Origin of the sequence: Porphyromonas levii DSM 23370 (genome assembly GCF_000379925.1) — a bacterium.
GTDB lineage: Bacteria > Bacteroidota > Bacteroidia > Bacteroidales > Porphyromonadaceae > Porphyromonas_A > Porphyromonas_A levii.
In genome coordinates, this window is the sequence record NZ_KB904243.1 from 19,067 (window position 1) to 35,243 (window position 16,177).

At 40.4% G+C, this 16,177-nt stretch carries 13 protein-coding genes; 3 read left to right on the top strand and 10 right to left on the bottom strand.

What is annotated here, in order from left to right:
- Positions 1 to 319 precede the first annotated feature (319 nt).
- On the bottom strand, positions 320 to 1,843 hold the full coding sequence (locus tag A3GG_RS0104080) for a hypothetical protein (protein ID WP_156808670.1): 1,524 nt from the start codon (positions 1,841 to 1,843) through the stop codon (positions 320 to 322).
- A gap of 142 nt (positions 1,844 to 1,985) precedes the next feature.
- Here A3GG_RS0104080 and A3GG_RS0104085 point away from each other — a divergent pair, with 142 nt between their 5' ends.
- The gene (locus tag A3GG_RS0104085) at positions 1,986 to 2,327 is read left to right on the top strand and encodes a hypothetical protein (RefSeq protein WP_018358048.1); all 342 of its coding nucleotides are present in this window, start codon (positions 1,986 to 1,988) and stop codon (positions 2,325 to 2,327) included.
- Here the strand turns inward: A3GG_RS0104085 and A3GG_RS0104090 are convergent.
- A complete protein-coding gene (locus A3GG_RS0104090) occupies positions 2,319 to 2,858 on the bottom strand; it encodes a hypothetical protein (RefSeq protein WP_156808671.1) in 540 nt (179 codons plus the stop codon). The two genes, A3GG_RS0104085 and A3GG_RS0104090, sit on opposite strands and share 9 nt — an antisense overlap.
- A 484-nt stretch (positions 2,859 to 3,342) precedes the next feature.
- Here A3GG_RS0104090 and A3GG_RS13705 point away from each other — a divergent pair, with 484 nt between their 5' ends.
- Both A3GG_RS13705 and A3GG_RS13710 read left to right on the top strand, forming a co-directional pair.
- The gene (locus A3GG_RS13705; RefSeq protein WP_211205866.1) at positions 3,343 to 4,728 is read left to right on the top strand and encodes a hypothetical protein; all 1,386 of its coding nucleotides are present in this window, start codon (positions 3,343 to 3,345) and stop codon (positions 4,726 to 4,728) included.
- Positions 4,729 to 4,811: 83 nt separating this feature from the next.
- Positions 4,812 to 5,645, top strand: a complete 834-nt coding sequence (locus tag A3GG_RS13710) for a hypothetical protein (protein WP_206077064.1) — start codon at positions 4,812 to 4,814, stop codon at positions 5,643 to 5,645.
- Between the two features lie 117 nt (positions 5,646 to 5,762).
- Here A3GG_RS13710 and A3GG_RS0104100 read toward each other — a convergent pair whose 3' ends face one another.
- From A3GG_RS0104100 to A3GG_RS11825, 8 genes are all read right to left on the bottom strand, one after another.
- Positions 5,763 to 7,334, bottom strand: a complete 1,572-nt coding sequence (locus A3GG_RS0104100; RefSeq protein WP_018358050.1) for a toxin-antitoxin system YwqK family antitoxin — start codon at positions 7,332 to 7,334, stop codon at positions 5,763 to 5,765.
- Positions 7,335 to 7,737: 403 nt separating this feature from the next.
- Positions 7,738 to 9,234 carry a hypothetical protein gene (locus A3GG_RS0104110; RefSeq protein ID WP_018358052.1) on the bottom strand — a complete coding sequence of 499 codons (1,497 nt, stop codon included), beginning with the start codon at positions 9,232 to 9,234 and terminating at the stop codon, positions 7,738 to 7,740.
- Between the two features lie 47 nt (positions 9,235 to 9,281).
- A complete protein-coding gene (locus tag A3GG_RS0104115) occupies positions 9,282 to 10,082 on the bottom strand; it encodes a hypothetical protein (RefSeq protein ID WP_018358053.1) in 801 nt (266 codons plus the stop codon).
- Between the two features lie 20 nt (positions 10,083 to 10,102).
- A complete protein-coding gene (locus A3GG_RS12790; RefSeq protein ID WP_018358054.1) occupies positions 10,103 to 11,680 on the bottom strand; it encodes a DUF7222 domain-containing protein in 1,578 nt (525 codons plus the stop codon).
- Between the two features lie 46 nt (positions 11,681 to 11,726).
- Positions 11,727 to 12,125 carry a single-stranded DNA-binding protein gene (locus A3GG_RS0104125; protein ID WP_018358055.1) on the bottom strand — a complete coding sequence of 133 codons (399 nt, stop codon included), beginning with the start codon at positions 12,123 to 12,125 and terminating at the stop codon, positions 11,727 to 11,729.
- Positions 12,126 to 12,144: 19 nt separating this feature from the next.
- On the bottom strand, positions 12,145 to 13,131 hold the full coding sequence (locus A3GG_RS0104130; protein WP_156808672.1) for a DUF7222 domain-containing protein: 987 nt from the start codon (positions 13,129 to 13,131) through the stop codon (positions 12,145 to 12,147).
- A 143-nt stretch (positions 13,132 to 13,274) separates the two neighbouring features.
- Entirely contained in the window at positions 13,275 to 14,120 is an 846-nt protein-coding gene (locus A3GG_RS0104135; protein ID WP_018358057.1) for a DUF3945 domain-containing protein, read from the bottom strand.
- 1,509 nt (positions 14,121 to 15,629) lie between these two features.
- Positions 15,630 to 16,177 (bottom strand): toxin-antitoxin system YwqK family antitoxin (locus A3GG_RS11825; protein WP_018358061.1); only part of this gene is annotated, 548 nt, incomplete at its 5' end.

The following is a 16,177-nucleotide window of genomic DNA, read 5'->3' on the forward strand; positions in this document are numbered from 1 at the left end:
ACAGAATAAGCAACTTAACAGGCAGAACATCCATAGAGCTTACGCCAATGATCATAAACAACACGTCAATGGTCATTACTCAACGCCCTTAAGCAAACTACAAATCATGGGACTAAGAATGAAGCTACTGACAACACGATAGGTGACACAACGACAAGAAATAGATCCCTTAAGTAGTAAAACACTAGCAGCAAGAGTACAAAAAGCAGGAGGTCAATGCCGTCTATAAGCATTAACCTCCTACTCAAACACTAATAAATTACAACAACAAAGTCAAACAATAATCAATCCAACTCATTCACAAAAGAGACTTGCCTTATTACCAGTCAACTTCTTTAGTTTTCCAAGAATATCCATCTGAAATCCTTCTCTTAATATATTGATGCATATTATCGACAAACAATATGCGTTCACAATCCCTAATAACGTACATATCAACATAATCTTCAGGGACAATAGCTTTTAATGCATTACAATACCTTATAAAGCTCTCCTTATCTTCATTAATTATTTTATTAATTTTCATCCATTCAGTCTTTGCCGATCTATCAACATAGTCTGTTGGAATAGCATGATAAAACGGATCCTTAGACCTAAATGGAGCATAGGCTTTACTATCGCCTTTCCAAAAAGAATCTTTCTTATAACCTTCAAACTTAAAGTCTTGAATCTTATTGCACACCTTGACATATTCCTCTAATGTTTGAACACGAAAATCAAATACTGCTTTTGCTCTTGCCTGATAAAGAGAGGAAAGGTTATCCGCCTTGTTTACCCCATCCTTAACATATACATCATAGATAGCCATTATCGTAGCAAAACCCATTTTGCTGTAAAAACGCTTATCTAAATCCATCAAGTATTCATCCGCATCTTCGCCACCATCATTCATAAGATCCTCATACTGCCGCATATACATAAGCTTTTTAGCTTCAATCTTTTTACGGAAACGATGGAACTTACTCTTATAGATTTCACTCTCATCAGCATTGTCATACTGATAACCAATAGCTGCATAGAAAAAGCTTTTTTCTATTTCGTCTTCAAAAGATGCACCGTATGAAGAAGTATGAGCATATACAAAAGCCTTATTGGCCTTATCAAGCTCCTCCTTTAGCCCCTCTAAGGTCTTTATCGTACCACCAGTACCCCCATTAACATTACCCCAGTCTACAGAATCCCACGTTTTAAGCTCAGCTATAACTTCCTTAATCCAGTTATTCAAATCTTGATCATTATAGACTGAATAAGGAAGTATATCTGAGAATATCTTAAGAGGATCAGTAAACGTCTCAGCCTTTTCCTCGAAAACACCCCCATCAAGACGAACCCTCAGACTATAGCTCTTGTCTTCTGAGAACTCAGCTGGGACATTAATGATACCACCAAAAGCCACAACTTTTCCATCCTTCAGTTGCACTTTCTCGATACTAGTACTAGTGTTCACAAGGTCTACATCAGGGTTCTCCTTATCAAAGAATCGATGACCTAAAGCCTTAAGATAGATTTTTTGGTCTGCCTTAAGGTCATACTTTATTTTTCTATCATTATCCTTAATATATTTCCAGGGATAGAACTTCTGAAGACTAATCTCTACAGGCTTTCCATCACCATCAAAACCCATGATAGAACCGCCAGCCCTGAGGTCTCCCTCAAAGATAATCTCAATGCCTGGACCTCTCTCCTCATTACTGATGTTAGCCTCCTTTTCAGGATTAACAACATCAGGTACAGCAAGGCGATCCTTACTACATGAAGCAAGGGACACGCCCACAAGCAACGTCATGAAGGTGGGTACTCCTATACCCACCTTCTTCATCCAAGATAAACTCATTTCTTTCATAACTAAAAATGTTTCGTTTTACAAACAATAATTAAACTCAATGGACTATCACACGACAGTGCAACAGTACTTACTACACGCAAAGGTCAATCAATTCATACCCTAAACCTAAAAGTGGGGTATCGTGGCATGAAATTTATCCATGAAGAAGAAAAAGGAGGGTAAAAGCCATGCAGTACTGAGAGAATATGTCACTATTGCTAACCGAACTTGTATTATCCTTTTACCCTCCAATAATTTTTGTTACATTTGCGTTGTCACTATTATTAACCAATTAAACTTTACAAGTATGCAGTATAAACTGATTTACAAAGTCGTTAATGGCATGATGTTTAGCCCAGAGCGTGAATTTGATATTACCGCTTACATTCCAAATGGGTGGGAAGTCCAATCCTTTAGTATTATTGAAGTGGACAAACCTTCTGCCAACTACAAAGAATTTCTTTACCACCTAGCGATCATGTGCGTCAAAGAACTAAACTAAGCTCTCATCGAGGGCGGTGAGGTCTACTGATCTATCAAAACAATGCTGAATCAATTTCGCAACCTCTTGTACAAAATACATTGGCAAGGGGTTGCCATTGTGGCATGCGAAGTACTTTAGATCTGCAAAATCGGCTGTTTGCCGTTTGGCAATAAGACCATCTGTCTTGCCTGTCATTACAAACCTTGTGATGGCGGGCAAGTCGTTAATAGAGAATTTGGAACACATCTTTACAAGTTGAAGCCTTGTTTCAGGGTCTAGCTCTTCCATTGTCACTTGCGTTTTTGCATCATCAACCATTGCGGTTGGTTGACTGCCAACTCGATCGAATGGCGCAAAAAAGGAGCTGTGAATTAGATCCATCAACTTATTCATAAACTCAAGGATATTAGGATCCTTAACATCACGTGAGTATCTCTCATAGAGTTCCCGAACATCGGTTATGGCCTTCTTATAAATACCATCATTTCTTCCTGTCTTTACGTACTCCTCAATGATTGGCAGATCTGCTACAGTTATGTCATCACACATTTCTACCAACTTTTGTCTTAATTCAATACCGTTCATATCAATCTCTTTTTATAGTTAAACAATTATATCCTTCTCAAATCTATCTCAGAATAAACTCATCAAGAGTATGTGTTCTAGACTCACCGCAAAAGTAGCCACTACTAATAGCGTCACCTAAAAGTGGGGTATCGTGGCATGCAATTTTTCATTGAAAAGAAGTTTTTGTGTATCAGCAACTATAAAGAATCAGTTTCCCAACACAAAAACAAGGGCGAACCTCCACAAAACCCATGAAAAAAGTGAAGATCCGCCCCAAAAACGCATGAAAAAAGTTACAAAGCAAAGGTCGTCATTAAGTATAGTCACTCCTAAAAGTGGGGTATCGTGGCATACGATTTCTTCAAGAAAAAGAGAAAGGAAGGATAGAGAGCCCAAAAAGGAGGAGGTGTTTTTGCTATGTTGATAGACTTTACTATCTTTATACAAAATAATTATGCCTATGTATATGACAACAGTTTATAGCGATGAGAGGGAGGGACAGAAGGCTTTTTACGAGAGCTTTCTGCCAAGAGTAGACAAAAGCATGTCGATAGACAATGTACTAGAAGACTATAGTGATGGAATCGTTAATGGCACCATACTAGAGTTTAAGATCAACATTAACGATCTAAATACCACACTCTTTCAGACCATCAAGTATCTATCAAGAAGAAGAATAAAAGGGAAACCCATCCCCGCAAACATATTACTCATTTCTCTCAACACGGATACCGCTTATCTCTACGACTCTTCTGAATATTTAAGTAACATCGAGAAGGAGTATATAGGAGCAGCATCCATAAACACAGGAGGCTTCAAGGGCAAAGAGCCGAAGAGGACTTTCTCTCTATCAAGAGAGGAGGATGCGGAACAGATAGTAGCACTCTTACGAGAGAAGCGATACACAAAGATAAACCTCGACGAGAATTGTATCGTAGGGTGGGCCATGAATTACTATTCCCTTTTTCCTACTGCCGACAAATCAAGTTTCTTAGGCGACCTGACCGGGAAAACTCAAATCACAGGAGAGATAAGAAAGCCTGACAAATTCAAGGAATACATACTTCCTTACGAAGAAAAGGACAACGTAAGGTTTCAGTACCTCATGGATGCCCTCAATGACTTCATACAAAAGAAGAATTTAGGCGCATTCTACACTCCTATACCATACGCAGAAAAGGCTCTAGAACTAGTAAGAAATGCCATTAAGAGGGTACCTGAAGGGAATGATTATATCATCCTTGATAGGTGTGCAGGGACAGGTAATCTAGAGCAACTCATGACTGAGGAGGAACTAAGTCATACCATAGTCTCAACATTAGAATATTACGAGTATAAGGTCCTTGTGGAGGTACTTGGAGATAAGGTACTCCATGTGATTCCTCCAGTGGAAGCAAAAGACACTTTTTCAGGTGGATTAGTGAGGGGCGCCGATGCGCTCTCCAAAGACTTCATAGAAAACACCATAATCAAAAAGTACATAGACAATCCAAAATGTTCTGTTATACTCTTAGAGAACCCACCCTATTCCGAACCAACATCTATCGAGCACCAGAAAAGAGGGAAAGGAAAGAAGAGCGCAGACCTATGGAAGAAGTCATTTGTCTGTGAGGAGATGAAAAAAGAGGTCAGGGGTGTTGCCTCAAATGACCTTGGGAATCTCTTCATCTGGAGTGCTTTTAAGTACTACCTCCGACAAGAGACCGACAGCTATATCGTATTCTCACCAGTGAAGTATTGGAAAGCCCAACACCTAGTGAATCAAGAGTTTCACGGAGGCTTCGCTTTCAACCGCAGGCACTTCCACACCACCACCAATGCCTGCATCATGTGCGCCCATTGGGGGGGGTAAAACGCACTGATATTCAATCAATTACACTACAGTCCTTTGACATTAATAAGGAAGGTAAACTTGTAGACGAAGGTGAACTCGAGGTGAAGAGAGTGCATTATACCTACAGTCAGAAGTATTACGGAAAGAAAGACGAGTTTACACAGCCTCATCTTGAGAATGGTGTTTTATGTGGATTAGCAGGGGTGGAGGCACTGCCCAGCATTAAGAAAAGAATTGCTCCATTCTTTCATAAAGACATGATAGGATACCTTGTAGCAGATTCTTATACATTTGACAATCCTGATGCTAAATCAAGCATTCTAGTTGCGGGGAGATACAATGGGAATGGATTCTATCTACACAAAGAGTCTTTCCTTGAGAAACTCCCTATGTTTGCAGCTAGTAGGTATATTAGATATAACGCAAAGTGGACTGAGAGAGCTCGTATCATGAAATCGGCAGATGGGCATGAAGCCTTCAATAAAGATGTTACGAATAAGAAACTCCACCCATTCCTACAGAAATGCTTACTCTTCACTTGCCTCGAACCGCAGAACCACATGAGGAGCTTTAAGGGATCAGATGGACGAAATTATATCAACCAGCTTTGTCTTGATACAACTCATGGTGAGACACTCGCTTCAAAGCATCTTAGAAACATGCAGATGAACCAAAAGGAAAAGGAAATGATCCAACAATGGGAGAAAATCATTAAAGAAGCGAAGAAAACGAAGGCATATAACCCAAACTTAGTATATGGACTATACCAGATAAAGGTGGAGCTAAACACCGCACACAAGGACGAAAAAACACAATCAACAGTCTACGACTACCCTCTATTAAATGGAGACATTAACACGCTTGCTGTTATGGTGAAAGACTACTACCTGAAGGAGATTGTACCAGTACTATTCAAGTACGAGTTTCTGAAATAAGACAGCAAGAGAGGGAAGCCGAATCCTGTTGTATGACTTGAACATTAAACAGAGCGCAGCCAAATTAACGATTTGACTACGCTCTCACAAACTTATAAACTACTAATAAACGAATCGTCACATTCCTCTGCTACGACCATGCTTTGGTGGGGCAAAATTCAGACTCTTGCCCTCTTGGCTTGCCTCGGTTCTTTTAACAGGAGTAAAGTCATCAAGGGTTTGATGTTTTACATCCCGATCCATTTCATACAAAATAGTCCCGACCCTACCATCATCGAGAAGAAATTCAGAAAGACCATCTCGCATATCATTCCTATAGGTATGACGGGCAAGCAGCTTACCATTATGAGACCAAAACTCTTCAAGCCCCTCTTTATTACCTTTTTGGTAATGGCAACGCTCCGCAAGCTGACCGTTATCGTGCCAACGCTCCAAAAGGCCATCCATATAATCATTTTGGTAATGGCAACGCAAAACCCTACATCCTTTCCTCCAAGCCTCAAAGAGACCGTCTTTTCTTCCATCTTTCCAATTAGATCGCTCCCACTGTTGTCCATTAGAGTGCCAACGCTCATAAAGACCATGCTTTTGATCATCCTTCCAATTAGAGCGCTCTCGCAACTGACCATTAGCGTGCCAATACTCGTAGAGACCATGCTTTTGATCGTCCCTCCAATTAGTGCGCTCTCGCAACTGACCATTAGCGTGCCAACTTTCAAAGAGACCTTCCCGTTTCCCATTCTTCCAATGAGAGCGCTCTTCTAGCTGACCGTTTTCGTGCCAACACTCATAGAGACCATTAAGTTGACCTTCCTGATAAGTACAGCGATCAGACAACTGACCATTATCGTGCCAATGCTCACAGAGACCATCTTCCAGACCTTCCTTCCAATGAGATAGCTCAAGCAACTGCCCCTCCTCATTCCACTCCTCATAAAGGTCATTCTGCCGATTCCCTTTATGAATATCTGACATCTCTACAATATCACCATTAATATCCAACTCGATAATTGCCAATCTCCCTAAACGATCACCCGGAATAGGGCGAGAAGAAAGAGGAATGCCAATAAATGGACGATCCATAACATCTCGCCATACGTCTAATTCCATTTCACTTGCACAGAAAGCAAGCAGTTTTCCATTCTCAAAAGCAACTTTCTTCTGACATCCGTTATATTGTTGCCAATAATCCATCGCATAATCAGTAACACCCCCAATGCCATTACCATAAAGGACGAGCCAAGGGTTGGCATCCTCTCCTAAATGGGCGTCAACAATCCGTCGCATAGCGAGTTGACCTTCAGGAGTGTCATCAACATCGTAGACTGTAATTCCATATCCGATCTCTCGCTTATTACTTAGTTCGGGTACAGTATCAGGATTAACGGCTCCTTCTCGCAACTTATATTTCTTGAAAGCCTCAATGAGGGACATAGGACTATCATAACTCATAGGATCAACCTTCGCTCTACGTGCTATCTCCACCGCCTCATCAATCTTAGGCTGATCCTCAGGAACCCTTACTACACTCTTAGAAAACCATCGCCCNGTCATTAGGGCNTTGACATTACGCATAGGAGAGATATATGTTAAGAAGGACATTTTATCCTCCTCTGATAAATCAAGATCTCTCCTTAGCCATATATCTACAGTCTCCAACACTCTCTTGGTCGCAACCTGTTCACTCATACAATCGAATTATCTGTTCTTATTACACGTAGAGCAAAGGTCAAACAGAAATGCCACGAGACCTAAAAGTGGGGTATCGTGGCATACGATTTCTCTGAAGAAAAAGAGAAATAATAGTAGCTTTGCAAGAAACAAAACAATAACACAGTATGACTAGATTAGACATTATCAAGACAATAGGAGAACAGTATTTAGTTAGTAACATTGAAAACGGAGAATTTAGCTATGCCAAGGCTTTGCAGGAGGGCGAAGAGGGTTCACTGGTCTGTTGTCCTTTCAGTGCTATACTCCTAGAATAGTGCCTTCCGAATTGATCTTTATCACCTATGCCAATAAAAAGGGTCATGCTTCACAACACGACCCTTTTTTGGAAAAAGTTTATTTTATGATTAACAAAACTATTTTATTTCTTAAAGCCTTTCTTATTCTTTTTCTTTTTTGTAAAGTTCAAACGTCGAGCTTCAGTAACGACCTTTGTGAAAACCTGCTTAGGAAGATTCATGTCAGCCATCTTCTCTGTTGGTAGCTTATCCTTCACCTCTGTTATCTTATTCCCAACAGTATCTTTTATCAGGTTCTTGGCATTAGATAAGTTTTTTCCAAAAGAATGCATTGCGATACGGACTCTAGAAATCATCTTCAGAGGACGATGAGATAGATAAGTGTTAGAGTTCTTTCTGTAACCAATTGAATTAACTCCAACCAGACTCACCAATTGGCTCTTACTCTTCTCAAGTTTGCTCTGCATAGCATTCATAGACTCCAGAGTATTCCTATTATGGTTGATTAACCCCAACATAACCGTCTTTTGTATATCAGGGTCTATGTCCTCCTGATCCGCTAGACGCAGAAGTTCTTCAGCATCTATATTTGAGGAAGAAAGGCTATCTAAATCCTCAAACAGGTCGAGAGGTCGCAAATCATCTCTTCCTAAAAGACTCTCAATAGAAGGCATTACTGAAACCTCTGGACGCTCTATCTCCAAATTATATTGAGTATTAATAAGATCTATAGAAAGTGCGGGGTTAACCCGAAGAGCCTCTTGAAGAGTATGCTCCATCTCCGTTCTTATCTGAGTTTTTGTTTCTTCTGAGATATAAGGCAATTTCTCTATCATTCTCTCATAGAAATCATGTCTTTGTTCCATAATTCGATCCAACTCAGAACCATTAATATATGGAGACTTGAGAGCATTAACCAGAAGTTCAAGGTCATCCCTTTTCAGAGAATAATCAATAATCCTTGACAAGTGCTCTAGAGAGAGACTTGGGTACTGGAGGAGGTTCAAATTAATATCCCTATCCTCCCTATTAAGCATCAACTCTACTGTAGCCGCTGGTAGATGCCTGTTTTTGGACAATGCGATAAGAAGTTCGGGCTCATTCCTCATTGCCAGTGCATGTATAACGAAAGGGTCCGACACCGTTCTAATACAAATCTCCACCAAGTCAGAATTAGTTTCCGACTTAGCTTGCGTGGCGATCTCTAAAGCGACCTCCCTATGCAAACCATTGAGTCCGATCTCCATAGCATGCATCGCAAGTTCTACTCTATCGCTATAAATAAACTCAGACAACACGCTAGGATTTGCTGTAAGCCCTCTCCTTGCACTCAAAGCATGCTTTGCGACTTCGATGTCGTGGTGACGAGCCAACTTAACAAGATCCTCTCGAGAAATACACGGGTTCTCAGCAATACCCATTAACACCTCCTTATCGTAAATATACATATCATCTACGATAGCCCTTATGGCACTTGTGCTGAGAACAGGATTCTTCGCCGCAACCCTCTTAGCGGCGACAGCAACATTATCGTTTGAGACTAAGGTTAACAGCGTGTCGCTTCGTCGGGCATACTTCGCAATTACCTTCTGATCCTTTTCTAAATCTTTATTCAACATAATCTTAATACATCTTTTCTTGTTTATCGTTATACCAACTAAAACAATTACATCATTCTACCCTTTTTCTTTTTCCCTTGACTAATATAAATTGTCTTCGCCTCGGGCTCACGTGACTTCCCTGATCGGAGAGACTCCTTTCTTTCTCGAGCCACTTCCTGTTCTTCGTCAAACAAGGAGATATCATCCCTTAGACTACGAAACATTTCCTCTCTAAAACGTGAGGGCAGCTTAGCTCCAAGAGTTTTTTCAAACCCGGCAAGAAACCTGTTAGCATGACTCTCCGAAAAAGGGAAAAGAAGATTGAAGCCCGGCCTCAATGTCTCTCTTCTATACTGAAAAGGATCTCTGTTCTTATCTATAACGGTAAGACACATCTCTGGCATTTCATCTTTAGAAATAAGCCTATCCCCATCAATAATCTCATCCTTAGAATACTTAGAAAGACCTTCAGCCGCAAGTTCGCCAAGCCGAGTAGGGAGATCTTCTACATAAGTAAAAGTAAAATCATCAAAACTGAAACTCTTAGGGAACTCAGGATAACCCTCGATTTCATTACTACATTGGTCAAGCACCACGTAATATACGTCTTCCTTAGAAAGAAGTTCAGCGACTTCTGGACGATCTTCTAAGTCAACAAATTCGTCATATAAGTCAGCCTTTACAAAGAGATTAATATTGTCGCCCAGCAAATCCAAATCTTCAGAGTAAATAATCTCCCCAAGATCAAGTCCATCATTACGTCTAAAACGATCCGTTTCAAAATCAATCACTTCATAATGACCTCGATTTAACCCGCACAGTTCAACAACTGGATACAACTCTTCTCCTTTATTACTATCTTCCATAACAACTCAAAAAACACATATTACAATCTTGGTCCTTTGGTCGTTTTGGGGTGAATGGTGCGCACTTTCTTTTCCCCTTCGTGAAGCACAGCGTTCTTTACCTCAGGAGCAACATCAACACCTTCCTTTTCGTTCAACCAGATGCGTATATCCACATCCATCGCCTGAAGGTTTGCGCCAAGTTCTGGCATCTCTTCAAACAAGCGTTCAATAGTATATTCCATCTCCTCCAGATCGTCCAAAACCCAATGTGCGACATTAACCGCCTGATAAGAATAATCAAAAAGATCAAATGCCTTAGCCTTCTCTTTAAGATTAAGTTCCTTAAACTCTTCTTCCAGTTGCTCTATAACAATCTCTTTTTGATCATCGTCTTCAAGATGGTTATGAAGTGCTATTTTTTGACCAAGGGAAAGCTCGTGCGCCTCTTCCTCAAGTTCCGTGTTGAAGTCAAAGTAGTCATTAATTCTCCTTGAATACTCCTCGAAAACAAGCCATACAGCAGAATTGTATCTAGGGTCGGTCAAACCAATTGGTTCTCCCAACTCCTCTTGGAGATCCGAAATAAACCTTTCAATATCATCCATGTGGTTTATATACATCTCTTTTGTTTCCGAATAATATACCAAACCACCAATCATCCCAGAGACGCACCCGCCATAAGCCAAGTCCTCAAAGAAAGATTTACCACAGTACTCCCCAGAGCATTGTATCTCACCAGAAATTAAATCGATGAACTCATCAGAGAAAGAATATTGACCCAATCCAGCTTGCGAAGCTGCCGTAGAAAGAGCATTATCCAAAACATCACCAATGAAATGTACTACATCAAACGTCTGTGACTCTACAGATAATTCGACTTGTTCCTCAGATAATGGCTCATGGTCAACCCGATTACCGTATGTGGCGTTTTTTATTGTATCAATATCTATACTAACGTAACCAGGCAGCGACTTAACAACGTCTTCCAAAAAGAAATCTGGGACTTCATAAACGAGTCCATTTTCTACAAAATCAGACCCCAAGAATCCCCCTACAAACTCAGATTCTCCAGTGGACACCTCAGTCGTTAGGATTTCATAGCTTTCCCCATTTAGGTAAGCATTGTATAACTCAAGCTCTCCTTTGAGATCAGTCTCAATAGAATCGCTTCCCAGTTCATCAAGAGTCAATCCCGCCTCCTCCAACGTCTCTCTAGTAACAAAGGCAAACCCAACATATCCAGAATCAAATCGATCCGTAGGAGCTCCGACACTTAAACACACACCACTGTGCTCATACATAGAAATAGGACGAAGCTCCAAGGCTCCAAACTCTTCTTGTAATGCTGTGCCATACTCCTTCCAACTCTTATAATCATTGGGATTAAGTCTATATTTATCATCCCCTAAATCATACGCCTTATGAGTGAAGGAGAAACACCAGAGGTTTTCCCGATCGCCTCGTGGTGACTCTACAAAACCATCAGGTTTAATTGTCAAACGGATCCCGTCAGCAATCTTATCATATATAGCATCTTTATGACCATGACCCCCACTTAGCAAATCATAGAAAAAAGGTTTCTGAGCCTCTGTGTTGTTTTTCTCTATATCTTTCATAACCAAAATAACCCGTATTATACATTATATACAACTCTGAACACCCCTAATAAGGGAGCTCGTCATCTTTGTTAATTGCTCTTGGAGCAACAGGAGCAGTGTTTATGGGTTCTGATAGTTGTTGTGAGGCGGCCTCTTCCTTCTTCCCCAACAAATCGACTTGATCCACAAACACAACGCAAGACGGTGTCGCATTATTATACTTATCCAAGTAAGCCGTAATCCGAAATCTTCCAGTAACACCGATAAGACTTCCCTTCTTAAGGTATTCAACGAGCTTTCTTAGACCAAGAGGCAAATTCAGCTGATACCACAACAGACTCTTATCGTCCTGTTGTTTCTTTCTTACTGGTGCTAATGACACCTGAATATACTTTTCTACACCCTCTATCTCTACAATCTTAGCATCAGAGCCAAGAAACCCAACTAAAGTAATTCGTTCCATATATATTCTATAATTCGTTTTACATCTTAAATCCACCTCTTTTCTTCTGGATTGGTTCTGCGATACGTTTTTCAACCCCAACCTCCATAGACTGACTAAAGTTTAACTCATTATCTTTAGTGTAGTCAACAATCATATCTATGACCTTTTTATTCTGAGTATTTTCGCTGATATATTTTGCAATAGACACCTGTTCTTCTTTATTAAGATTATATAGCACATCATTAGCAAAAACCTCTAACAAAGCATCCTCTTCGTCATCGGACATCCCAATTGAACAGTCCATAGAAGGTGGAAGATGAGTGATAAGATTAACCACATCTTCCTGAGCCCAACTCTCCAACACCTCCTTAAAGAGATCTTCGACCTCTATATCTAATGCACGACATACAAGACTCGTAATATATCGCTCATAAGCAGTCCACGCAATACCTGCAACTCCATTAGAAAGAGCTTCTACTGCAATGTCAGGATCAAGCTCATCGCTTAGATCTCCTAGATAAAGTAAATAGTCATCTAAATGTTTTGTAACCAATTCTTCACAATCAGGAGAACTAATAAGACTCGGGACAACACCTGAAGCACAACCATGCGACATCACTTCTGACAGATAAACCTTATAGAGGTTTCCATGGGATTGCATCTTAAGTTCTTTTTTCGCAATATCTCTGAGGTCAGCTCCAAAGTCATATCTGGCGTCAAATGGGTCGAAGTTTCCGACAAAGGCTTCGATCACGTCGCTCTTAAACTTTTCGTTTAAGTCATCGGAGGCAGATCTAATAATTTTATCCTTTCCAGTTATTGTTTCATACAATTCGCTAAGGTTGGTGTCTTCTCCTAATCTCTCTAGAAAATCTTTCCACTCTTGCTCTTGCTCGTCGGTTAACGCATAAAGGTCATCAGGAATATTGTCTTCATCAATTCGATCTGGATGTCCTTCAAACAACCAATGGGCAAAGCCATCATCACTTTCCGAACTCAATTTCACCCAATCCTTGAAACTCATTTCTTCCTGACAGTATCTATCATACTCCTCTCTAAGAATCTGTCTCTTATACTCTTCATTATATAGCATACGATTACACAACTAATAGTTAGTCAAGGTCAGGTGTGCTGTGCCTCTTGCCCCACCTGACCTTCAGCTAACGGTTAAAAACTCTGCTTAACACTCCTTTCCTTTGGTTTGGAAAGACTGACTCCCTGCTTGTTGTCATTCTGAGATGGACTCTGAACGACTCCTAAGACCTCCTTAATCTTAGTTGCCTTATAAGGAATAACGTTTCTATTCCTTTGGTTCTTAAGGATCGCCTTCTCGCTAAGGAATTGAGTACTCCACGTCCCAGGAGAGAGCATGTAGTAAGCGTCAAATTCTTTAGAGTCGAATTTGCTCTTAAGGCCTGTGAGCTTGATAATATCTCCACGTTTTAAGGTGTCTAGTTCTGCGTCTGTGAACTTATGTCCACACACCTCTCGTGGGATCTTTTTTACAGCTTGATCAGTACGCAAATATCGCATTGCGTTGGTGATAGGATGTAATCCCACAAAAGCCTCGAAACTCTCGTTGTTTTTGTTGGTGAGAGTAACGGGACGACCAATAGAGTTGGTCGACAACAGCATGAACTGATCCTCCTCTGTGAAGGAATGCCCCATGAATACATTATCTTTCTTTGCCAAGTCTGGAAATGGTCGTCGAGAGGTGAAGATTGCTGATACCTCGTTTGAATCACGTCTGATATAGACTCGCATGGTTCCTTCAACCATGTTTCGTTCGTTCATATCAGGGATCTTACGACCATTAGCCTTCATCTCATCAATTTCTTCTGAAGAAAATTGCTCTCTCATATAGATAGGGACCTTGTGGGTCTCTTCACCTCTACAAAGAGAATCAACCAGCTCTCTCTGATTACGCAACCACTCCACATCAACGCCATTGTAAGCCATCAGACCCCAAGGCAGCTCTGCTTCCCTCAAAGGGAATCTTTTTTCATCACTCATAATAATAAAATCATTAAAAAGTCATCTAAAACAATATCATCTCGTTCACCTAGTGGCACTAACTAGGTATCGCAAAAGTAGCCGCTACTAACAGCGTCACCTAAAAGTGGGGTATCGTGGCATGCAATTTTTCTTTGAAAAGAAGATTTTGTGCATCAGCAACTACAAAAAAACGGGGCGTATAGCTCAAAATCGGGTTCCAAACACAAAGCAAGGGCGAACCCCCACACAAACCCATGAAAAAAGTGGAGATCCGCCCAAAGAAACAACCGAACAAAAACGTCAATCCCGAACAATAGGATTCAAAACAAAAAGTGAGTAATTATAAATTACAAAGCAAAGGTCACCATAAAGTTTATTCTCACCTAAAAGTGGGGTATCGTGGCATACGATGCAATTTTCTAGTAAATTTGTACCACTTAACTTTTTAGACATCTATCATGAAAAATATAATTCCAATAAAATCTAAAACGGATGACGAGGGTGTGCAGTATGAATTGACGGCTCTGCGTTACAAGTACGACTTCTTTCAGCTAATTCTGATCGTAAGTAGTACTTTACTTGGCGTACTAATTGCCCTCCTTCCAGAACAGTTTCAACCCACAGAGGGTCGTACTCTTTACGTGTATTGCTGTATTGCACTTGCACTTTGTAGCCTAATTTCTGGTACTCTCTTATTCTTATTGCGAGAACATCCCTATCATATTGCTGTAATGCAAAATATCGAACAATATTCACGTCAAGAGCAGAACAAGATTTTTCTGAGGATAGATTGCTGCTCTCTTTCAGAGAGGTTTCTGAGTTTCTGCCTGTTCTTCTTGCTACTGATTGTATTTTCATTGTTGTTTTACTTCTTAATACTAGCGTTATACCCTGATAATGAATTCATGAAGCAGCTTATTCCTTATTTACCAGAAGTAGTCAAAAAGGTGTTTTTGGTGGTCATAATCATAAGAACCTCATTTTTCTTATATAAAATACTTAGAGTGAGTGTAGAAGAGTTCTTTTAGAAGCAAAGTATCACACAATATAGTAGAGAAAAATCAATAATACACCACCTCTCGCTGTAGTGTGCCACACCAATACACTTTCTCAATCCATGCATGCGTATCTCCCAAATGAGAGTAGCTCTCACACAGTATTATTCGGCTCTTTAGTTTGCGATAACCACTTATCCTCTCTCCAAGAACTTTCTTTTGCTCATTCGTTAGATTAGGAGCACAAACAATCTTCACAAGAAATGTATCTTTCCCAGTAAAAAAGGATAGCACTCGAGAAGCTCTGACAAAGTCAATACTGGTGGAAACATAAGCCCACCGTTTGATCCACGACCACCAATTATTTTTTTTCGTCCGATCCCTAATCATATTCCTCTAAGCAATCTTGTTTTAATATGTTTTCAACCTGAACACTCTCTATAATATAGGACAAAAGTAGCCGCTCCAAACCAGCAACTCAAAAAGTGGGGTATCGTGGCATACGATTCCACAGAAGAAAAGAAGATAAAATTCAAAGACCTCGACCTCTTTTCCGCTTAGGGGAAAGGATATTCAGTTGTTTCTCTTTTTTGCCTGCTTGAATACTAGCATCAACAGGTGTGAAGTCGTTAAGGATTTGACGACTTACCTCTTTACCCATATCGTATATAACAGAGTCCACCTTCATATCGGCTCTAAGTTTTTCACAAAGACCGTCTAGCTCTCCATCCTTGTAATGACTACGTTCGTCCATCAGACCATTAGAGCGCCACTCCTCATAGAGACCTTCTCGTTGACCATTCTTCCAATGAGAGTGCTCTTCTAGCTGACCATTAGCGTACCAGTATTCAACAACACCGTCTAGCTCTCCATCCTTGTAATTTTCCCTGAAAGATAACTGACCGTTCTTGTCCCACTTCTCGCAGAGTCCATCCTTCTTGCCTTCCTTATAATTGGTTCTGAAAGACAACTGACCATTCTTGTCCCACTTCTCGTAGAGACCGTCTTCCAGACCATTATTATAGTTAGATTGCTCAAACAACTGACCATTAGGATGCCAACGCTCATAGAGACCGTCAA

Bases quoted from the DNA above. Each gene is read 5' to 3' on its own strand.
- A3GG_RS0104135 (WP_018358057.1), bottom strand. From the start codon at position 14,120: ATGAGTGATGAAAAAAGATTCCCTTTGAGGGAAGCAGAGCTGCCTTGG.
- A3GG_RS0104125 (WP_018358055.1), bottom strand. From the start codon at position 12,125: ATGGAACGAATTACTTTAGTTGGGTTTCTTGGCTCTGATGCTAAGATT.
- A3GG_RS0104085 (WP_018358048.1), top strand. From the start codon at position 1,986: ATGAAGAAGAAAAAGGAGGGTAAAAGCCATGCAGTACTGAGAGAATAT.
- A3GG_RS0104090 (WP_156808671.1), bottom strand. From the start codon at position 2,858: ATGTGTGATGACATAACTGTAGCAGATCTGCCAATCATTGAGGAGTAC.
- A3GG_RS0104110 (WP_018358052.1), bottom strand. From the start codon at position 9,234: ATGTTGAATAAAGATTTAGAAAAGGATCAGAAGGTAATTGCGAAGTAT.
- A3GG_RS0104115 (WP_018358053.1), bottom strand. From the start codon at position 10,082: ATGGAAGATAGTAATAAAGGAGAAGAGTTGTATCCAGTTGTTGAACTG.
- A3GG_RS12790 (WP_018358054.1), bottom strand. From the start codon at position 11,680: ATGAAAGATATAGAGAAAAACAACACAGAGGCTCAGAAACCTTTTTTC.
- A3GG_RS0104130 (WP_156808672.1), bottom strand. From the start codon at position 13,131: ATGAGTTTCAAGGATTGGGTGAAATTGAGTTCGGAAAGTGATGATGGC.
- A3GG_RS0104080 (WP_156808670.1), bottom strand. From the start codon at position 1,843: ATGAAAGAAATGAGTTTATCTTGGATGAAGAAGGTGGGTATAGGAGTA.
- A3GG_RS13705 (WP_211205866.1), top strand. From the start codon at position 3,343: ATGACAACAGTTTATAGCGATGAGAGGGAGGGACAGAAGGCTTTTTAC.